Origin of the sequence: Rhodoferax sp. WC2427 (assembly GCF_040822085.1) — a bacterium.
Taxonomy (GTDB): domain Bacteria; phylum Pseudomonadota; class Gammaproteobacteria; order Burkholderiales; family Burkholderiaceae_C; genus Rhodoferax_B.
In genome coordinates, this window is record NZ_CP162006.1 from 4,051,563 (window position 1) to 4,070,328 (window position 18,766).

An 18,766-nucleotide genomic window follows, 5' to 3' on the forward strand; every position below is an offset into this window, starting at 1 on the left:
CTCGGGCGGCTGTTTTTGACACGCTCGGCGTTTACGCCGAGAAGCTGGAGCCGCAGCCGCAGGTGCTGGTGGCGTTGGGGTTCTTGATGACGAACTGGGCACCTTGCAGGTCTTCCTTGTAGTCGATCTCGGCACCCAGCAGGTACTGGTAGCTCATGGCATCGATCAACAGCGACACACCGTTCTTGGTCATGGTGGTGTCGTCTTCGTTGGTGATCTCATCAAAGGTAAAACCATACTGGAAGCCGGAGCAGCCGCCACCCTGCACAAACACCCGCAATTTCAGATCCGGATTGCCTTCTTCGGCGATCAGGTCGGCCACCTTGGCGGCGGCGCTGTCGGTGAAGACGATGGGGGTAGGCATTTCGGTCTGGATGTTTTCAGCAAGGGCGCTCATGGGGTACTCCGTTATCAGTTGGGTGCGATGCTACTGTAATTCCCGACTCAAGTTGCGGGGCAAACAATTTGCCGGTATTGGCAGTGCGGTCTTTTCAAAAGCAAAAACCGCCGAAGCCCGAAGGCTTGGCGGTTTTTGCGTCGCACAGATGCGAAAAGCTTAACGCTTGGAGAACTGCTTGCGACGGCGAGCACCGTGCAAACCGACCTTCTTACGTTCGACTTCGCGCGCATCACGCGTCACGAAACCGGCTTTGCTCAGCTCGGGCTTGAGCGTAGCGTCGTAGTCGATCAGGGCGCGGGTAATGCCGTGGCGGGTAGCGCCAGCCTGGCCGGACTCGCCACCACCGTGCACATTCACCATCACGTCGAAAGTTTCGGCGTGGTTGGTCAGTACCAGGGGTTGCTTGCAAATCATGATCGAGGTAGCACGACCGAAGAACTCGGTGATGTCTTTACCGTTGACCTTGATCTGGCCGGAGCCTTTTTTCAGAAACACACGTGCGACGCTGGATTTGCGACGGCCGGTGCCATTGTTCCAATCACCAATCATCAGAAATACTCCTTAGATGTCCAGCACTTTAGGCTGTTGGGCGGTGTGTGGGTGCACAGCACCACCGTACACCTTGAGCTTCTTGATCATGGCGTAGCCGAGCGGGCCCTTGGGCAGCATGCCCTTGACGGCTTTTTCCAAAGCGCGGCCTGGGTGTTTGGCTTGCATGTCGCGGAACGAGATGGCAGAGATGCCACCTGGGTAACCGGAATGGCTGTAGTAAATCTTGTCAGTCGACTTGGCGCCGGTGACACGCAGCTGGGCTGCGTTGATGATGACGATGAAGTCACCGGTATCGACGTGAGGCGTATAAATGGCCTTGTGTTTGCCGCGCAAACGGAGAGCAACTTCGCTGGCTACTCGTCCGAGGACCTTGTCGGTCGCGTCAATCACAAACCACTCATGCACTACGTCAGCGGGTTTTGCGCTGAAAGTTTTGGTCATGAATTTTCTCTTTGAAAGAATGGTTTGGCCAACCCAAGAGGTTGGCGTTCTAGCAGTCCTTTTCCACGGTCGGCGTCTCTCTAGTGGAGATCTCTTAGGTGGGGTTTAAAGCTTCGCCGCGGGACTGGCTATTCGCTGCGAAGCCTTTGATTATACAAAGTCGCGGGCGATACCGTCAAATTAGCGTCTAACGCCGATTTTGCTGAGGGGCCTGCAGGCTCTGCGCATTCTCAATACAGACCGGCAAGGCGGCAAATTCCGGCTTCTGGCACTCCCGGTACAAACACATCGGACGGGTGAGAAAATTGTTGTCAGTGCACAGAAACACGGCAGTGTTGCCTCCCGGGGATGCGCGGTGGCGCTGGGCCAGATGGGCCGAAACCACTTCGTCGGCAGGGACCGATGCCGGCGGCATCACTTTCACCTTGGCCGTTGCGGTGGTTTTGCGCGGCGGCACCAGCGGTGACGAAGCGGCCTGCACAGGCGCCGCAACCAGTGGCGGCATCGGCTCTGCCACGGCTACGGATGGCACAGCGGGAAGCGTCGGCGCCAACATGGCCAACTTGGGCTCAGGGGTTGGCATTACGGCCACAGACCGCGGCAGATCGGCTGGTCGCCTCCACACCGCCGTACCGACACCGGCTACCAGCGCCAGCGCGGCCACCACGACCCACACCCGGGCCCGGCGGGGGCCTGGCGCCCCCTGGGGCGCCGTCAGCGGGCCCAGCAGCTCCAGCGGCCTGTCCACCGACGGGCGGGGCGGGTACACAAACTGGGTGGGCAACTCGGCCAGGTCGATCGGCACCGGCAGCGCCCACTCGCGCGGCGCAGGCTTCCAACCCAGTCCCATCTCAGCACGCCAGTCAAATTGGGCCATTTCCGCCGACGGGTGCAAGTCCATGGCATGGGCAAAGGCCTGGACCGTCTGCGGACGGTCTTCGGGGCGGATCGCCAGGCTCTGGTCGATCGCCGCCACGAACGCAGGCGAATAGGCTTGGCCGTGCTCGGCCTGCGCAGCCAGCGCGACCATCTGCATGCTGGGCATGCGGTCCCGCAGCACCCGGAACGTGGCGGGCAGCGGCAAGGTGTTTGCCACGCAGCCATGCACCACCGCTGCCAGCGCGTACAGGTCGCTCCAAGGCCCTTGCACCATGTCACGTGCATCGGCGTACTGCTCGATGGGCGCGTAGTTCACCTTCAGCACGGCGGTGTGCCGGGGGCCCAGGTCACCAATCGCCCGGCGGGCCGCGCCCAGATCCAGCAGCACCGGTGGGCCACTGTCTTGCAGGAAAATATTTTCGGGCGACACATCCCGGTGCACGGTGTGGCTGTCGTGCAGCAGTTTCAGCGCCTGCAGCACCGACCACAGCACCTGGCGCAGCCAGTCTTCGGAGGGCGGGCTGCGCATCTGGCCCCGGGCCTGCTTGAGCGTCATGCCGCTGTACAGGGGCATCACCATGTAGGCCGTATTGTTCGCCTCCCAGAAGCGAAGAACCTTGACCAGCGAAGGGTGGTCAAACTGCGCCAGCAGCCGCGCCTCGGCCACAAACGACTGCAAACCGGCCTGGTAGCTGGCGCCATCCAGCGATGATCGGATGCCAACGGTGACACCCCCTGCGCGTCCGGCCAAAGCCGTTGGCATGTATTCCTTGATGGCCACCGACCGGTGCAGGGAATGGTCATAGGCCTCGTAGACCATGCCAAAGCCGCCCACACCCAGCAGGCGCACCAGCTCAAACTCACCCAGCCGCGTGCCACTGGGCAGGGCGTCAGAATGCAAAATCGGAAGGTGGGCGGAATCGGACATACGCGGAAATGGTCGCTTAGCCCCTTAGTTTAGTGCGCAGCCTGACACAGCACCGGCCCGCCTCGTTACCATAGGGGCCTATGTTTAGTTACCGCCACGCCTTCCACGCAGGCAACCACGCCGATGTGCTCAAACACACGGTGGTGATTGCCGCCCTCAAACACCTGACCGAAAAAGACCCGGCCCTGGCCGTGCTGGACACCCATGCCGGTGCCGGTCTGTACCGGCTCGACGGCGACTACGCCGAAACCAGCGGCGAGGCGGCCAATGGCATTTTGAAGCTGCTGGCCGATCCTGAACCGGGCCAGCCGCCCCTGGTGCCCGCACCCGCGCTGCAAGACTACCTGGACATGGTCGCCAGCTTCAACAAGTCGGGCGGCAAAAAGGTCTATCCCGGCTCGCCTTTCATCATGCAACAGCTGTTACGCGACCACGACCGGCTCAAGCTGTTTGAACTGCACCCCACCGACAGCAAAACCCTGTCGGCCAACATCGCCCAGCTGTCTGCCGGGCGACAGATCGCGGTGTTCCGCGAAGACGGTTTTGAAGGCATCCGCAAATTCTTGCCTCCACCCAGCCGCCGTGCTTTCCTGCTGTGCGATCCCAGCTATGAAATCAAGAGCGATTACAGCCTGGTGACCGAGATGATCGCCAACAGCCTGAAACTGTTTGCCACCGGCACCTATGCCGTCTGGTACCCCATCATCCCGCGCCCCGAAGCCCACGACCTGCCGCGCAAGCTCAAGACCCTGGCCACCAAGGCCGGCAAGAGCTGGCTGCACGCCACCCTGACCGTCAAGTTCAGCAAGCTCACCACCGATGCTGACGGCGAAGTCAAGCGGCCCGGCCTGCCCGCCAGCGGCATGTTCCTGATCAACCCGCCGCACACCCTGAAAGCCGCGCTCAAGCCCGCGCTGGCGCAGATGGTGGAACGGCTGGGGCAAGACAAACACGCTACTTCGACCCTGGATTCGGGCGGCTGAGCGCGTAAGCCGATGGTTGGACCGTGGAAACTCAGGCAGGTATGCAACCGGGTGTTTCCTCCAATCCCGAATCCAAGGAATTCGCTTAATATCTTGACCAAATGATCAAGAAATTGCCCCAAACTGGCAAGTTTATTGCTTGATGTTTTGGCCTTATTTCATCCACCACCCACCTGCCTGCCATGAAACTCACTTCCATCTCTCTCGCTGTAGCCACTGCATTTTGCGCCCTCAGCGCACACGCGGCCGACCCCAAATTGGCGCTGGTCTATGGCAGCGGCGGCAAGTTTGACAAATCGTTCAACCAGTCGGCTTACGAAGGTGCCGAGCGCTTCAAGAAGGAGACCAAGATCGGTTACCTGGAAGCCTCCATCACCTCCGACGCGCAAAGCGAGCAGGTGCTGCGCCAGATGGCCCGCAAGAACGTCGACCTGGTCGTGTCCATCGGCTTTTCGATGACCAACGCGGTCACCACGGTGTCCAAAGAGTTCCCCAAGGTCAAGTTCATGATCATTGACGACGTGGTCAATGGCGACAACGTCAGCTCCGTCACCTTCAAGGAACAAGAAGGTTCCTATTTGGTCGGTGTGGCCGCGGCGCTGGCCAGCAAGTCGCAGAAAGTCGGCTTCATCGGCGGTATGGACGTACCCCTGATCCGCGCTTTTGGCTGCGGCTATGCGCAGGGCGCCAAGTCGGTAGACCCCAAGATCGACGTGACGCAAAACATGGTTGGCACCACCCCCGCCGCCTGGAGCGATCCGGCCAAGGGTGGCGAACTGGCCCGCGCGCAGTTTGACCGGGGCGTCGACGTGGTGTTTGCCGCCGCCGGTGGCAGCGGCATGGGAGCACTGCAGGCCGTCAAGGACAAGGGCAAACTCGGCATTGGAGTCGATTCCAACCAGAACCCGCTCTACCCCGGCTTCATCCTGACCTCCATGCTCAAGCGCGTGGACAACGCCACCTACGACGGCTTCATGAGCGTCAAAAATGGCACCTGGAAGGCTGGCGTCGTCAGCAAGGGCCTGATTGAGGGCGGCGTGGACTGGGCACTAGATGCCAACAACCGCAAACTGATCACCCCCGCGATGGAAGCCAGCATCAAACAGGCCGCTGCCGACATCAAGTCTGGCAAGGTCAAGGTAGTCGACTACCGCACCGGCAACAGCTGCCCCGTCTAACCGGGGGCGTGTTGACTGCGCAAGAAGGCGGCACCCTGCCGGGGGTGCCGGTCGTCGAATTCCAAGGCATTTCCAAACAGTTTGGGGCCGTCAAGGCCAACGCCCAGGTCAGCTTCAAGGTCCGCAAAGGCTCCATCCACGGCATCGTGGGTGAAAACGGCGCGGGCAAATCCACGCTGATGAGCATCCTGTACGGCTACTACCAGGCCGACAGCGGACACATTTTGCTCAATGGCCAGCCTGCCCCCATGCGCAACAGCCAGGAAGCCATCCAACGCGGCATCGGCATGATCCACCAGCACTTCATGCTGGTGGACAGCTTTACCGTGCTGGAGAACATTTTGCTGGGCGTGGAAGGCGCGCTGGTGCTGGATGCGCCTTTCAAGGCGGCCGAACAACGCCTGCGCGCCTTGGGTGCCGAGTACAACCTGGAAGTCGACCCCAACGTGCGGGTCGAAAACCTGTCGGTGGGTGCGCAGCAGCGGGTGGAGATCCTGAAGCTGATCTACCGTGGCGCCGACATTTTGATTCTGGACGAGCCCACCGCCGTCCTGACTCCGCAAGAAACCGACTCCCTGTTTGCCATCCTGCGCGTGTTCCGCGACCAGGGCAAAACCATCATCCTGATCACCCACAAGCTGCAAGAAATTTTTGCGCTGACCGACCGCGTCACCGTGATGCGCGCGGGCACCGTGGTGGGCGAGGTCGATACCGCCACCAGCAGCCGCGAGGCCGTGGCCAGCCTGATGATTGGCCGCAGCATCGAATCCACCCTGTCGCGCGGCCCCTACCAACCCGGTGCCGCCGTGCTGGAGGTGCAGCACCTGAGCCTGCACAACGTCCAGGGCGTAAAGCTGCTGGACGACCTGAACTTTTCGGTGCGTGCCGGAGAAATCGTGGCCGTGGCAGGGGTCTCGGGCAACGGCCAGTCCGAGCTGCTGGAAGTGCTGGCGGGCATGCGTCTGCCCAGCAGCGGCGACATCCGCTACAAGGGCCAACCCTTGCCCTTCAAGGGGCGGCGCGATGCCGATGGCCTGCCCGCGGTGTACCGCACACTGGGCATTGCCCACGCGCCCGAAGACCGCTTGCGCGAAGGCCTGGTCAAAGCCAACTCGGTGGCCCTGAACACCCTGCTGGGACACCAGAACGACCGCCTGTTCCACTCCGGTTGGCTGCTCAACCCGCAGGCCATCCTGGCGCATGCCAAAAAGCTGATTGCCGAATTTGACGTGCGCCCCACCGACCCGACCCTGCGCGTCGGCCTGCTGTCGGGCGGCAACCAGCAAAAAGTGGTGCTGGCGCGCGAGATAGCGGCACAGCCTGCTCTCATTTTGATAGGGCAACCCACCCGCGGCGTGGACATTGGCTCGATCGAGACCATCCACCGCCGCCTGCTGGCATTGCGCGACGCGGGCATCGCCATCGTGCTGGTGTCGGTGGAGCTGGAAGAAATCCGCGTGCTGGCCGACCGCATTCTGGTGATGTGTGGCGGCAAGATTACCGGCGAACTGGCCGCGGGAGACTTTGACACCACCCGCATCGGCCTGATGATGGGCGGCGTGACGCACTAAATTTATGAACCCACACAACCTCCCCGGCTGGGCCACCAACCTGCTGTTGCCCATCCTGAACCTCATCTCGGCCATGCTGGTGGCGGGCGTGGTGATCTACGCCCTGGGCGAAAGCCCCACCGAGTCGCTGGGCATCCTGGTCAACAGCGCCTTCCTCAACCCCGAGGGGCTGGGTTACACCCTGTTTTACGCCACCACCTTCATCTTCACCGGGCTCGCCGTGGCCTTTGCGCTGCACGCCGGCCTGTTCAACATCGGCGGCGAAGGCCAGATGTACATCGGCGGCCTGGGCATGGCCCTGGTGGTGCTGAACATGGACGCGGCCTGGAGCCCCTGGCTGGTGATTCCGCTGGCCATCCTGATGAGCACCCTGTTTGGCGCGGCCTGGGCGTTTTTGCCGGGCTACCTGCAAGCCAAGCGCGGCAGCCACATCGTGGTGACCACCATCATGTTCAACTTCATCGCCGCGTCGCTGATGAACTACATCATCGTCAGCCTGCTGATCCCGGTGGGCCAGCAAAGCACCTCCAGCCGCCAGTTTGCCGAAGCCACCTGGCTGCCCCGGCTCAACGAATGGCTGCCGGTGCTGGGCCAAACCCCCGTCAACATCAGCTTTGTGCTGGCGCTGGCCGCGCTGGGCCTGTACGCGCTGGTGATGTGGCGCACCTCCTGGGGCTACGGCGTGAGCACCGTGGGCCTGAACCCGTACGCGGCCCACTACGCGGGCATTTCCATCAAGGGCACCATCATCGGCGTGATGGCCGTATCGGGCGCGCTGGCGGGCATGGCGGCCGTCAACAGCCAGATGGGCTCGTCCCACAACCTGGGCCTCAACTTCACGGCGGGCGCGGGTTTCATCGGCATTGCGGTGGCCCTGATGGGGCGCAACCACCCCATCGGCATCCTGCTGTCGGCGGTGCTGTTTGGCGGGCTGATCCAGGGCGGGTTTGACCTGTCGCTGGAGAAGTCCAATATCCCGCCAGAAACTTTTGTGTTCATCCAGGGCCTGATCATCCTGTTTTGCGGAGCCATGGAGAATTTATATGCCCCTGCCCTATCCGCCTTGCTGAATAGCTACAAAAAAAGGAGTGCGGTCTGATGGACGACATCCAACTCTCCAGCATCTTTGTAGCCATGGTGCGCAGCGCGCCGGTGCTGATTTTTGCAGCCCTGGGCGGCTTGTTTGCCGAGCGCTCGGGCATTGTGGATATCAGCCTGGAAGGCAAAATTTTGGCCAGCGCCTTTGCCTCGGCCTGCGTAGCCTACGCCACGCAAAACCCCTGGTTTGGCGTGCTGGCGGGCATCGTGGTGTCGTGCCTGCTGGCGCTGCTGCACGGCTTTGTGTGCATCCAGCAGCGCGGCAACCAGCTGGTGTCGGGCATGGCCATCAACATCTCGGTCAGCGGCCTGACCTTTGTGCTGGCGCAGTTCTTCTTCCAGCAAGGGGGCCGGACGCCGCCACTGGATGAAGGCCGGTTCCAGGCGCTCAACATTCCCGGCAGCCAGGCAGTGGCCGATGTGCCAGTGGTGGGCTGGCTGCTGCGCGAGCTGGTCGGTGGCCACACCATCCTGGTCTACCTGGCGTTTCTGGCCGTGCCGCTGGTGCACTGGGTGGTCAACCACACCCGCTTTGGCCTGCGCCTGCGCGCCGTGGGCGACAACCCGCATGCGGCGGACACCGCCGGTATCAGCGTGGCAAGCACGCGCTATCTGGCCCTGCTGGCGGGTGGCGTGCTCTGCGGTCTGTCGGGTGCCTATCTGGCGATTGTGCAAACCGGCTTCTTTTTGGCCGATATGTCGGCGGGCAACGGATTTTTGGCATTGGCGGCGCTGGTATTTGGCAGCTGGCGTGCAGTACACACCACGCTGGGCTGCCTGATGTTTGCATTTTTCAGCGCGCTGCAGATCCAGCTCGAAGGCGTGGTGCTGCCCGGTATCGGCAAGGTGCCGGGCTCGCTGATCCAGATGATTCCGTACATCGTCACCGTCATCATCCTGGCGGGCTTCATGGCCAAATCTGTAGCCCCTAAAGCCATCGGTGTCCCGTTCGTCAAATCCCGCTGATTGGGTTTCTCCATGATTTTTGTTGCTGGCTCGGCCAATCTTGACTTTGTAGTGCGCGCCGCCCACATCCCCGCACCGGGTGAAACCGTGCTGGGCCGCGCGTTCCAGACCTTCCCCGGCGGCAAGGGGGCCAACCAGGCCATCGCCTGCGCCCGTGCGGGCGGTGCCGCTACGCACATGCTGCTGGCGCTGGGCGCAGATGCGTTTGCCCAGCCGCTGGAGGCATCGCTCGCCGATGCTGGTGTGGTGCAGCACGTGGTGCGCAGCCCCGACCAGCCCACCGGCACCGCCTTCATCTGCGTATCCGACGATGCCGAAAACGCCATCACCGTCGCCCCGGGTGCCAACGCCAGCCTGCAGCCCACGCATTTGCCGCCGCTGGCGGGCTTCAGCCACCTGCTGCTGCAGCTGGAAACCCCGCTGGACACGGTGACAGCCTACGCCCAGGCCGCCCGTGCCCAGGGCGTGCAGGTGGTGCTCAACGCCGCTCCCGCCCAGGTGCTGCCCGCCGACCTATTGGCCGCGGTGGATGTGCTGGTAGTCAACGAAGGTGAACTCGCCAGCGTGGCCCAGCACAACGGCAGCATTGCTGAATGCCTGGCCCGGCTGGACACCGCCTGCGTGGTCGTCACCCTGGGCCACCGGGGCTGCTGCGCACGGCTCAACGGCCAGATCCTGCTGCAAGCCGCCTACCCCGTCACGCCGGTGGACACCACCGCGGCGGGCGACAGCTTCTGCGGCGCCCTCACCGCCGCCCTGTCTCTGGGCCACCCGCTGGCGCTGGCCATGCAGTACGGCAGCGCCGCCGGTGCCCTGGCCTGCACCCGGCCCGGTGCGCAGTCCAGCATCCCCACGCATGCCGAAGTGCAGGCCCTCGTTGCCAGTGGAACCCCCACCGGAGCCGAGGCCGCGCTGCGAGAATTTTGCGGATTCCCCGCCTAAACTGTTTTTATCTGAGTACCCGCCATGACCTCTTCCACAGCTCCCACCAAAGTTATTTTTGACACCGACCCCGGCGTAGACGACGCAATGGCCCTGTACTTCGCGCTGGCGCATCCGGCCATCGACGTGGTGGGCATCACCACCACCTTTGGCAATGTCACGGTGGAGCAAGCCGCCACCAACGCGCTGTACCTCACCGCCATTGCAGGCAAGACCGTGCCCGTCACCAAAGGCGTGGCCACGCCCTGGGTCAAGCCCGGCGAAGCGCCCCCGGCCTTCATCCACGGAGCCGACGGCCTGGGCAACCTGCCCTCGCGCGTGGCTACCACCAACCAGCTCGACCCGCGCTCCAGCGCCCAGTTCATCGTCGACATGGCCCGGGCCCATCCCGGTGAAATCACCCTGGTGGCCGTAGGCCCGTTGGGCAACCTGAGCCTGGCCCTGAAGCTGGAGCCCACTCTGCCCAAGCTGCTGAAAGAAGTGATTCTGATGGCGGGCACCATAACCGAGCCCGGCAACGTCTCGCCCGTGGCCGAAGCCAATGTGTGGAACGACCCGCACGCCGCCGACCACGTGTTCAGCGCAGGCTGGAAGCTCACCATGGTGGGCCTGGACGTGACCCACCGCGTGATCGTGCCGCTGGCACTGTTCAAGAAAATTGCCGACCACCATAAGCACATCGCCACCGACGTGCTGCACCACGCCGTGAGCTTTTACGCCGACTTCTACAGCGGCATCTACCCGCATGTGGCCAAGATCCACGGCTGCTTTGGGCACGACGTGCTGGCCTTCATCTACCTGGTCAACCCGGAGCTGTTCACCATCGAGTCCGGCGGTATCCGCGTGGCCACCGAAGGCATTGCCAACGGCCAGACCATGATGAAGCGCAAAGACATCTTCCACCCCCAGGCCGGTTGGGCCGACACCCCGCCCACCCAGGTGTGCATGCAGGTGCAAGCCGAGGCCTGCAACGCCGTGCTGGAAGAAATGCTGATGTCCGACTGGCTGCCCAAGTAGTCCTATCGTTCTTCCAAGGAGAGGTCGCCATGCAGTTCCCCGTCGTCAACTACCTCAGCGCCACCGCCGCGCAAGACTTTTGCAAAAGCCTGCACGAGACAGGCTTTGGCGTGCTGTCGCACCACCCCCTCGACCAGCACCTGGTAGACGGCATCTACGCCGAGTGGCTGGCGTTCTTTGGCTCCGAGGCCAAGCACAAGTACGCGCAAGACCCGGTCAAATTCGACGGCTACTTCTCGCCCGCCGTGTCGGAAACCGCCAAAGGCAACGACAAGCGCGACCTCAAGGAGTTCTTCCACATCTACCCCTGGGGCCGGTACCCGGCCGAGGTGTCGGATGCAGCGCGCCGCTACTACAGCCAAGGCAGCGCCCTGGCCGCCGAACTGCTCAAGTGGGTCGAAGACAACTCGCCCCCCGAGGTGCGCGCCCGCTACACCGAACCCCTGCCGCAAATGATCGAGGGCTGCGACCAGACCCTGCTGCGCGTGCTGCACTACCCGCCCCTGCGTGGCAACGAGGAGCCCGGCAGTGTGCGCGCCGCTGCGCACGGCGACATCAACCTGCTGACCATCCTGCCCGCCGCCACCGAACCCGGCCTGCAGGTACTGGGCAAAGACGGTGCCTGGTACGACGTGCCCTGCGACTTCGGCCTGCTGATCGTCAACATCGGCGACATGCTGCAAGAAGCCTCGGGCCACTACTACCCGTCCACCACCCACCGCGTGCTCAACCCCATGGGCGAAGGCCGCTTCAAGTCGCGCGTGTCGCTGCCGCTGTTTTTGCACCCGCGCCGCGACGTGGTGCTGTCCGAGCGCTACACCGTGCAAAAGTATTTCGACGAGCGCATGGCCGAGCTGCGCGGACCCAAAACCTGATTTTCGGAGTTTCCATGCGCGCACTGCAACCCCACCCCTACCCCCGTCTTGCCCTGGCCCTGCTGGTCGCTGCCCTGGCCGGTTGCTCCTCCCTGGCCCCCGGCCCCGAGAAGGACAAAACCTACAACATCACCATCCTGCACACCAACGACCACCATGGCCGGTTCTGGAAGAACGGCGATGGCGAGTACGGCATGTCGGCGCAGAAAACCGTGGTGGACCAGGTGCGCAAGGAAGTGGCCGCCACCGGTGGCTCCATGCTGCTGCTCAGCGGCGGCGACATCAACACCGGCGTGCCCGAGTCCGACCTGCAAGATGCCGTGCCTGACTTCAAGGGCATGAACCTGCTGGGCTTCGATGCCATGGCCGTGGGCAACCACGAGTTCGACAAGCCCCGCGCCGTGCTGCAAATGCAGCGCGATATGGCCAAATTTCCCATGCTGTCGGCCAACATCTACGACCACGGCCAGCGCATGTTTGCGCCCTACAAGATCTTCAACGTCGGCGGTGTCCGCGTGGGTGTCATGGGCCTGACTACCGAAGACACCTTCAAAATGGTGCTGCCCGACAACGTCAAGGACGTTGAATTCCGCAGCGTGGTCAACGAAGCCCGCCAGGTCGTGCCCGAGCTGCGCGCCAAAGCCGACGTGGTCATCGCCGCCACCCACATGGGCCACTACCCCAACGGCCAGCACGGCAGCCAGGCCCAGGGCGATGTGGAAATGGCCCGTGCTGTGAAGGGCATCGACTTGGTGGTCGGCGGCCACTCGCAAAACCCGGTCTGCATGAAAGCCGAGAACGTGCGCGACGAAGCATACGTGCCCGGCACCCCCTGCGCGCCCGATCGGCAAAACGGCACCTGGATCGTGCAGGCCCACGAATGGGGCAAGTACGTGGGCCGCGCCGACTTCACCTACCGCAACGGCGAATTCAAGCTGGTGCACTACGCGCTGATCCCCATCAACCTGAAAAAGACCGTACAGGGAGCCGACGGCAAGCCCGCCAAGGCCTACTACACCAGCGAGATCGCCGAAGACCCGGCCATGCTGGCCGTGCTCACGCCCTACCAGAACATCGGCCAGGAAAAGCTCGGTATCACCGTGGGCAGCAGCGATGCCCGCATCGAAGGCGACCGCAGCATCATCCGCGCCCAGCCTGCCGCTATGGGCGTGCTGGTGGGCCTGTCGATGCTGGCCAAAACCCAGGCCGACTTCGCCGTGGTCAATTCGGGTGGCGTGCGCGACTCCCTGCCCGCAGGCCCGCTGACCTACAAAGACGTGCTCAAGGTCCAGCCCTTTGGCAACACCATCTCCACCGTGGAGTTCACCGGCGCCGAGGTGATGGACTACCTCAACGCCACCGCCAAAATGACGGCGGGCTCGGGCGCGTTTCCGCAGTTTGCGGGCATCCGGCTGGTCATTGCCGATGGCAAAGTCAGCAGCGCCAGCATCCGCGGCGTGCCCATCCAGCCCACCACCACCTACCGCATGGCCGTCAACAACTTCCAGGCCGTGGGCGGCGACGGCTACCCCAAGCTGCTGGCCCACCCCAGCTACACCAACACCGGCTTTGTGGATGCCGACGTGCTGCGCGGCTACATCACCTCGCACAGCCCCCTGAAGGCCGCCGACTTTGCGCCGGGCGATGCGGTGGTGCGCAAATAGAAAATTTATAAGAAATAGACCGCTCACGCTCATTCCATGGGCGTGAGCAGCTATTTATTCAATAGCGATTAAGTTGAAATTGGCTGCGGGCGCACAGGCCCCATAATCGAGCGCCTGCCCAGGACCGTCCACACAGGACGGTATGGGCTTCTCAAAGGCACCCTGTGAAAAAAACATTCCCCCTGAATATCGAAGGCAAAAACCGCGACCGCGTGGTCGAAGCCACCAAGCACGACATCCGTAAATACGTCAAACGCCAGCTGCGCGTAGCCCTGCCCGAAGGCGTGGACTACTGGGACTGGGACTGCCGCTTCGGCACCAGCGCCGACACCGCCGTGGTCGTGCACTTCGCCACCATCACCAAGCTGATCGACGACGTGGCCGCTGCCGGTGGCGCATCGTTCTACATCGAGCTGATCGCCAAAAACGGCGTGCGCACCGCCAAACCCAGCGCCGCGTAATAAGCATTCAGTCCATGGACTACCTCGACTTCGACACCAGCGAAGACGAGCACGGCTGCGCATCCCTGGAAGCCATGGCCTCCGTCCCCCCCGCCCAGGTGCCCGCCGTGCAAGCCGAAATCCAGCAAGTGCTGGACTGGGCCCACGCCGCCTTTCCTGGCCTGCAGGCCCCGCTGGAGGAAGGTGGGGAGTGGGACTTTCAGGTGCAGCAGCAATCAGAGGTAGTGGCTGGGCATACGCGGCAGACGTTTACGCTTTCACTGACGGGTACGCCGCAGTTTTGCGAGGCGTTTCGGGGGCGGTTTTTGACGGGATGAGGGTGGCGAGCGAGCACTGAATAGGCGTTCAGCGACCGTCTGAGGCTGATAGGTTCAGGCTTGGGCCGCCTAAAGTTTGAGATAGCCAGTATGACCCGGCTTGCCGGGGCATATCCGGTTGATTGAATGGTTGGGCGCCATTGGTGGCCCGGACACACAGCCTCCTTGTTCGACGCCCCGCGTGCTACGGCTCGCAATGACTGGCCACGCAAACCTTGTTTCCTTCTGGGTCCCGGAAGTAGGCGCCATAGTAGTTTGGGTGGTACTGAGGCCTTAATCCCGGCGCCCCCTCCGAGGTACCTCCGGTGCGCAGCGCAGCCTCGTAAGCTGCCTCGACGGTATTTCTATCCTTCGCCTGGAACGCGACCATTTGCCCATTACCTGGGTTGTGTGGGTGCCCGTCGTAGGGTTTGCAGATAACGAAGTAGGGACGCGAGCGACCTTCACTGTGCCAACCGGCCCAGGGTTTCTCGGGCTCGCAAAAGCGAGCTTCGTTACCAAGAACGAGCATGACTTCGGAATAGAACTTCAACGCTCGATCGAAGTCTTTGACGCTCACGAAGATGTGCGAGAACACGGCAGTTCCTCCGCTCCTATGACGCCCAACGTGATGTACACCGCAAAACCTGCGGCTTAATTCGACGAATGAGGCTTAAATGAACCATCGAAATATCCTGTAAGTGGCTTGGTAACTGGTTGTTCGCGGGAGAGTCCAGGTCTTGTACAGCTATGAAAACTCTGCTAAACCCCGCGGCCAAACGATAGCCCAGTATGTAGCGAGGCGAGCCTATGAAAACGTCCAAGCAACGGAGTTTGTGGTTCAAAACGTAAAGCCGTGAAACGCTCTCTTATCCATAGCTACTACCGCTTATGGAATATGCGCCAGGGGCACTTTTTTCTTGAACTGGTGAATATGCCAATCAGCGTTCGTGCTGACCACCTGGGGACCGGGTCAGACCTTGACCGCTCGCATGGACAACAGCCGGGAGGGGTCAGAGCCCCTTTTCGGTTTTCGACCGGTCCCACATCGGCGTGGTCAGTCGCGCAATGGGGATCTGACCCCACCAGGCTGCCTCCCGCCAAGCTGCGTCCATTTACGAACCCAACCCCAACCGCTTGCAAATCTCCAGCGTCGCCACGCTCTGGTTCATGGTGTAGAAGTGCAGGCTGGGTGCACCACCTTTGATGAGGCGTTCGCACAGGTCGGTGACCACTTCCAGGCCGAAGGCCTTGATGCTGGCGGTGTCGTCACCGAAGCCTTGCAAGCGCAGGCGGATCCAGCGGGGGATTTCGGCGCCACAGGCGTCGCTGAAGCGCATCAGCTGCGACGAGCTGGCGATGGGCATGATGCCGGGAACGACCGGGATGGTCACGCCCAGCTTGCGGGCGTCGTCCACCAGGCGGAAGTAGGCATCGGCGTTGTAGAAGTACTGCGTCATGGCCGAATTGGCCCCGGCGTGGACTTTGATGGCGAAGGCGTTCAGGTCGGCATCCGCCGATTTGGCCTGGGGGTGCACTTCGGGGTAGCAGGCCACCTCGATGTGGAAGGCATTGCCGGTTTCGGCGCGGATGAAGGCCACCAGGTCGCTGGCGTAGTGGAATTCACCGCCTGCGCCGTAGCCGCTGGGCAGGTCACCGCGCAGGGCCACCAGGCGCTTCACGCCCATGGAGCGCAAAGTGGCGAGCTGGGCCCGCACGGTGGCCTTGGTGGCACCGACGCACGAAAAGTGGCTGGCGGCCGACACGCCCTCGGCCAGGATCTCGGCCACGGTGGAAAAAGTGCCTTCTTGCGTAGAACCACCGGCACCAAAGGTGACCGAGCAGAACTCGGGCTTCAGGGCGTACAGGGCCTGGCGCACGGTGCGCAGCTTGGCCGCACCTTCAGGCGTTTTGGGAGGGAAAAACTCCAGACTCAGGGGAATATTCTTGGCCATGGCTCATGCCGCCTTTTTTGCATAAATAAAGAATTCACGGTTGCCGTCGCCGCCTTCGAGCACGCTGTCAAACCAGTCCAGCACTTCCAGCTCCACTTCGGCGCAGCACTGGCGCAGGCGCGCTTCCACCACGGCGTACAGGGCCGGGTCGCGCACGATGCCGCCCTTGCCGACCTGGCCGGGCTGCAGTTCGAACTGCGGCTTGACCAGCATCAACAGGTGGCCATCGGGCGGCAGCAAGGGCACCAGCGCGGGCAGGATGTGGGTGAGCGAGATAAACGACACATCACCCGTGACCAGGTCGAACTCGGGCGTGGTGTCCACACCGTCCAGCCCGGCCTTGCGGCGGTGGCGCTTGGGGGCAGCGTCGGCGGCGGGTTCAGCCTCCAGAGGCCGCGCGTTGACTTTGCCGGTGGCCTGGGCGATGTGCGCCTCGATCTCGGCATCGTCTGCGTCGTCGCTGTCGTCGTAGTCGGTGACTTCACCGCCGCCGCGCATCCAGCTGTAGGGGGCCTCGGGCTCGGGGTCGTCCACGGTGGGGGGCACCCAGTGCTCAGACAACACCAGCTCGCAGGCTTCCTGCAGGGATTCAGGGGTGAGCGAGCGGGCGTTCAGGCCCTCTACGCACAGCACCCGGGCATCGACGCGCAGCTTGGGGTGCAGCTGGGCATGGCCCACGTCCACACCGGTCACCTGGGCCACGCCCGCCTGCAGCAGGCAGTCGGTGAAACCACCGGTGCTTTGGCCCACGTCCAGCACGTACAGGCCGGTCACATCCAGGCCGGTGTGTTTGAGAGCGGCCTCCAGCTTGAGCCCGCCGCGCGAGACGTAGCGCGCCTCGGCATCGTTGAGCAGCTCCAGCGGCGCGTCTTCGGGGATATCGTCCTTGTTCTTGACCACCGTGCGCCATTTGATGCCGTCGAACCAGCGCATCCCCCCGGTGATCAGGCGCACGGCCTGCGAACGGGATGCGGCCATGCCGCGTTCTACTAACAATTGGTCTGCACGCATCGGGTTCCTAGAAGATAAAAACTCCCCCGTTGCGGGGGAGCGAACGCTTTAATAGCGGTAGGTTTCGGCTTTGTACGGGCCGGCTTTGGAGACACCGATGTACGCGGCTTGCTCGTCGGTCAGTTCGGTCAGCATCGCGCCGACCTTCTTCAGGTGCAGGCGGGCGACTTTTTCGTCCAGGTGCTTGGGCAGCACGTAGACCTTGCCGTTTTCGTACGCGTCCTTCTTGGTGAACAGCTCGATCTGGGCGATGGTCTGGTTGGCGAAGCTGGCCGACATCACAAAGCTGGGGTGGCCGGTGCCGCAACCCAGGTTGACCAAACGGCCCTTGGCCAGCAGGATGATCTTTTTGCCGCTGGGGAAGGTGATGTGATCGACCTGGGGCTTGATCTCTTCCCACTGGTACTTTTCAATCGCCGCAACTTCGATTTCGTTGTCGAAGTGGCCGATATTGCAGACGATGGCCTGGTCCTTCATGCGCAGCATGTGGTCGTGGGTGATGACGCTCTTGTTGCCGGTGGTGGTCACGAAGATGTCAGCGTGTTCGCAGGCGTATTCCATGGTGACCACGCGGTAGCCTTCCATGGCGGCTTGCAGGGCGTTGATGGGGTCGATCTCGGTGACCCACACCTGGGCGCTGAGTGCGCGCAGGGCTTGGGCCGAGCCCTTGCCCACGTCGCCGTAACCGGCCACCACGGCTACCTTGCCCGCAATCATCACGTCGGTGGCGCGCTTGATGCCGTCCACCAGGGATTCGCGGCAGCCGTACAGGTTGTCGAACTTGCTCTTGGTCACCGAATCGTTGACGTTGATGGCGCGGAACAGCAGCGTGCCCTTGGCCGACATTTCGTTCAGGCGGTGCACGCCGGTGGTGGTTTCTTCGGTCACGCCGATGATTTCAGCGGCCTTGCGGGTGTACCAGGTGGGGTCCACGGCCAGCTTGGCCTTGATGGCGTTGTACAGCAGGGTTTCTTCTTCGCTGGTGGGGTTGGCCACCACGGAGAGGTCTTTTTCGGCGCGCTGGCCCAGGTGCATCAGCAGCGTGGCATCGCCGCCGTCGTCCAGGATCATGTTCGGGCCTTCGCCGGGCGTGCCCTTGGCGCCGAAGTCAAAAATCGCGTGGGTGTAGTCCCAGTAGTCTTTCAGCGACTCGCCCTTGATGGCGAACACCGGCGTACCGGCAGCGGCAATGGCAGCAGCTGCGTGGTCTTGGGTGGAGAAAATATTGCACGAAGCCCAGCGCACGGTGGCACCCAGGGCTTGCAGGGTCTCGATCAGCACGGCGGTCTGGATCGTCATGTGCAGCGAACCGGTGATGCGCGCGCCCTTCAGCGGCTGGGCCGCGGCGAATTCTTCGCGGATGGCCATCAGGCCGGGCATTTCGGTTTCAGCAATGCGGATTTCGCGCTGGCCCCAGCCTGCCAGGGACAGGTCGGCAATGGCTTGGTCGGCGGTGGAAACGGGAGAAACAGACTTGAGAACTGCGTTCATGGTGGCTCCAATAGAGGTTGGTACAGCCACTGCGCAGCAGAACGGGGAACAACTCGAC

19 protein-coding genes are annotated in these 18,766 nt (G+C 62.8%); 11 read left to right on the forward strand and 8 right to left on the reverse strand.

The window, feature by feature from the left end; translation table 11 throughout:
• Positions 1-31 precede the first annotated feature (31 nt).
• The 4 genes from erpA to AB3G31_RS18910 all read right to left on the reverse strand — a co-directional run bounded on the left by erpA (position 32) and on the right by AB3G31_RS18910 (position 3,200).
• Positions 32-397 carry an iron-sulfur cluster insertion protein ErpA gene (gene erpA, locus AB3G31_RS18895; protein ID WP_092758362.1) on the reverse strand — a complete coding sequence of 122 codons (366 nt, stop codon included), beginning with the start codon at positions 395-397 and terminating at the stop codon, positions 32-34.
• A gap of 159 nt (positions 398-556) precedes the next feature.
• Positions 557-949 (reverse strand): 30S ribosomal protein S9, encoded by a 393-nt coding sequence (gene rpsI / locus AB3G31_RS18900; protein ID WP_315246353.1) that lies wholly within the window; start codon positions 947-949, stop codon positions 557-559.
• A 12-nt stretch (positions 950-961) separates the two neighbouring features.
• The gene (rplM, locus tag AB3G31_RS18905; RefSeq protein ID WP_092758364.1) at positions 962-1,393 is read right to left on the reverse strand and encodes a 50S ribosomal protein L13; all 432 of its coding nucleotides are present in this window, start codon (positions 1,391-1,393) and stop codon (positions 962-964) included.
• A gap of 187 nt (positions 1,394-1,580) precedes the next feature.
• Positions 1,581-3,200, reverse strand: a complete 1,620-nt coding sequence (locus AB3G31_RS18910) for a serine/threonine protein kinase (RefSeq protein ID WP_367847603.1) — start codon at positions 3,198-3,200, stop codon at positions 1,581-1,583.
• A gap of 80 nt (positions 3,201-3,280) precedes the next feature.
• Between AB3G31_RS18910 and AB3G31_RS18915 the strand changes: the two genes are divergently transcribed.
• The 11 genes from AB3G31_RS18915 to AB3G31_RS18965 all read left to right on the forward strand — a co-directional run bounded on the left by AB3G31_RS18915 (position 3,281) and on the right by AB3G31_RS18965 (position 14,272).
• On the forward strand, positions 3,281-4,183 hold the full coding sequence (locus tag AB3G31_RS18915; RefSeq protein WP_367847604.1) for a 23S rRNA (adenine(2030)-N(6))-methyltransferase RlmJ: 903 nt from the start codon (positions 3,281-3,283) through the stop codon (positions 4,181-4,183).
• Between the two features lie 182 nt (positions 4,184-4,365).
• Positions 4,366-5,361, forward strand: a complete 996-nt coding sequence (locus tag AB3G31_RS18920) for a BMP family protein (RefSeq protein WP_367847605.1) — start codon at positions 4,366-4,368, stop codon at positions 5,359-5,361.
• An 8-nt stretch (positions 5,362-5,369) separates the two neighbouring features.
• On the forward strand, positions 5,370-6,932 hold the full coding sequence (locus tag AB3G31_RS18925) for an ABC transporter ATP-binding protein (RefSeq protein ID WP_367847606.1): 1,563 nt from the start codon (positions 5,370-5,372) through the stop codon (positions 6,930-6,932).
• 4 nt (positions 6,933-6,936) lie between these two features.
• Positions 6,937-8,031 (forward strand): ABC transporter permease, encoded by a 1,095-nt coding sequence (locus tag AB3G31_RS18930; protein WP_367847607.1) that lies wholly within the window; start codon positions 6,937-6,939, stop codon positions 8,029-8,031.
• Positions 8,031-8,996, forward strand: coding sequence for an ABC transporter permease (locus AB3G31_RS18935; protein ID WP_367847608.1), 966 nt, complete (start codon positions 8,031-8,033; stop codon positions 8,994-8,996). The genes AB3G31_RS18930 and AB3G31_RS18935 overlap by 1 nt, the downstream gene beginning before the upstream one ends.
• A 12-nt stretch (positions 8,997-9,008) precedes the next feature.
• Positions 9,009-9,938 carry a ribokinase gene (locus AB3G31_RS18940; RefSeq protein ID WP_367847609.1) on the forward strand — a complete coding sequence of 310 codons (930 nt, stop codon included), beginning with the start codon at positions 9,009-9,011 and terminating at the stop codon, positions 9,936-9,938.
• 24 nt (positions 9,939-9,962) lie between these two features.
• On the forward strand, positions 9,963-10,955 hold the full coding sequence (locus AB3G31_RS18945) for a nucleoside hydrolase (protein ID WP_367847610.1): 993 nt from the start codon (positions 9,963-9,965) through the stop codon (positions 10,953-10,955).
• Positions 10,956-10,984: 29 nt separating this feature from the next.
• On the forward strand, positions 10,985-11,830 hold the full coding sequence (locus AB3G31_RS18950) for a 2OG-Fe(II) oxygenase family protein (RefSeq protein ID WP_367847611.1): 846 nt from the start codon (positions 10,985-10,987) through the stop codon (positions 11,828-11,830).
• A 14-nt stretch (positions 11,831-11,844) separates the two neighbouring features.
• A complete protein-coding gene (gene ushA, locus AB3G31_RS18955) occupies positions 11,845-13,494 on the forward strand; it encodes a bifunctional UDP-sugar hydrolase/5'-nucleotidase UshA (RefSeq protein WP_367847612.1) in 1,650 nt (549 codons plus the stop codon).
• A gap of 164 nt (positions 13,495-13,658) precedes the next feature.
• Entirely contained in the window at positions 13,659-13,955 is a 297-nt protein-coding gene (locus AB3G31_RS18960) for a DUF6172 family protein (protein WP_367847613.1), read from the forward strand.
• A 14-nt stretch (positions 13,956-13,969) separates the two neighbouring features.
• Entirely contained in the window at positions 13,970-14,272 is a 303-nt protein-coding gene (locus AB3G31_RS18965) for a hypothetical protein (protein WP_367847614.1), read from the forward strand.
• Positions 14,273-14,456: 184 nt separating this feature from the next.
• Here the strand turns inward: AB3G31_RS18965 and AB3G31_RS18970 are convergent, their stop codons facing one another.
• From AB3G31_RS18970 to ahcY, 4 genes are all read right to left on the reverse strand, one after another.
• Complete coding sequence (locus tag AB3G31_RS18970; protein WP_367847615.1) at positions 14,457-14,849, reverse strand: VOC family protein; 393 nt, start codon at positions 14,847-14,849, stop codon at positions 14,457-14,459.
• Positions 14,850-15,366: 517 nt separating this feature from the next.
• The gene (metF, locus tag AB3G31_RS18975; RefSeq protein WP_367847616.1) at positions 15,367-16,206 is read right to left on the reverse strand and encodes a methylenetetrahydrofolate reductase [NAD(P)H]; all 840 of its coding nucleotides are present in this window, start codon (positions 16,204-16,206) and stop codon (positions 15,367-15,369) included.
• 3 nt (positions 16,207-16,209) lie between these two features.
• Positions 16,210-17,217: a TlyA family RNA methyltransferase gene (locus tag AB3G31_RS18980; protein WP_367847617.1), complete on the reverse strand. Its 1,008-nt coding sequence runs from the start codon at positions 17,215-17,217 to the stop codon at positions 16,210-16,212.
• A 48-nt stretch (positions 17,218-17,265) separates the two neighbouring features.
• Positions 17,266-18,708 (reverse strand): adenosylhomocysteinase, encoded by a 1,443-nt coding sequence (gene ahcY, locus AB3G31_RS18985; protein WP_367847618.1) that lies wholly within the window; start codon positions 18,706-18,708, stop codon positions 17,266-17,268.
• Between the last annotated feature and the right edge of the window lie 58 nt (positions 18,709-18,766).

What these genes read in the sequence shown, in the direction of transcription:
- erpA (WP_092758362.1), bottom strand. Translation starts at nt 397, where the DNA reads ATGAGCGCCCTTGCTGAAAACATCCAGACCGAAATGCCTACCCCCATC.
- rpsI (WP_315246353.1), bottom strand. Translation starts at nt 949, where the DNA reads ATGATTGGTGATTGGAACAATGGCACCGGCCGTCGCAAATCCAGCGTC.
- rplM (WP_092758364.1), bottom strand. Translation starts at nt 1,393, where the DNA reads ATGACCAAAACTTTCAGCGCAAAACCCGCTGACGTAGTGCATGAGTGG.
- AB3G31_RS18910 (WP_367847603.1), bottom strand. Translation starts at nt 3,200, where the DNA reads ATGTCCGATTCCGCCCACCTTCCGATTTTGCATTCTGACGCCCTGCCC.
- AB3G31_RS18915 (WP_367847604.1), top strand. Translation starts at nt 3,281, where the DNA reads ATGTTTAGTTACCGCCACGCCTTCCACGCAGGCAACCACGCCGATGTG.
- AB3G31_RS18920 (WP_367847605.1), top strand. Translation starts at nt 4,366, where the DNA reads ATGAAACTCACTTCCATCTCTCTCGCTGTAGCCACTGCATTTTGCGCC.
- AB3G31_RS18930 (WP_367847607.1), top strand. Translation starts at nt 6,937, where the DNA reads ATGAACCCACACAACCTCCCCGGCTGGGCCACCAACCTGCTGTTGCCC.
- AB3G31_RS18935 (WP_367847608.1), top strand. Translation starts at nt 8,031, where the DNA reads ATGGACGACATCCAACTCTCCAGCATCTTTGTAGCCATGGTGCGCAGC.
- AB3G31_RS18940 (WP_367847609.1), top strand. Translation starts at nt 9,009, where the DNA reads ATGATTTTTGTTGCTGGCTCGGCCAATCTTGACTTTGTAGTGCGCGCC.
- AB3G31_RS18945 (WP_367847610.1), top strand. Translation starts at nt 9,963, where the DNA reads ATGACCTCTTCCACAGCTCCCACCAAAGTTATTTTTGACACCGACCCC.
- AB3G31_RS18950 (WP_367847611.1), top strand. Translation starts at nt 10,985, where the DNA reads ATGCAGTTCCCCGTCGTCAACTACCTCAGCGCCACCGCCGCGCAAGAC.
- ushA (WP_367847612.1), top strand. Translation starts at nt 11,845, where the DNA reads ATGCGCGCACTGCAACCCCACCCCTACCCCCGTCTTGCCCTGGCCCTG.
- AB3G31_RS18965 (WP_367847614.1), top strand. Translation starts at nt 13,970, where the DNA reads ATGGACTACCTCGACTTCGACACCAGCGAAGACGAGCACGGCTGCGCA.
- metF (WP_367847616.1), bottom strand. Translation starts at nt 16,206, where the DNA reads ATGGCCAAGAATATTCCCCTGAGTCTGGAGTTTTTCCCTCCCAAAACG.
- AB3G31_RS18980 (WP_367847617.1), bottom strand. Translation starts at nt 17,217, where the DNA reads ATGCGTGCAGACCAATTGTTAGTAGAACGCGGCATGGCCGCATCCCGT.
- ahcY (WP_367847618.1), bottom strand. Translation starts at nt 18,708, where the DNA reads ATGAACGCAGTTCTCAAGTCTGTTTCTCCCGTTTCCACCGCCGACCAA.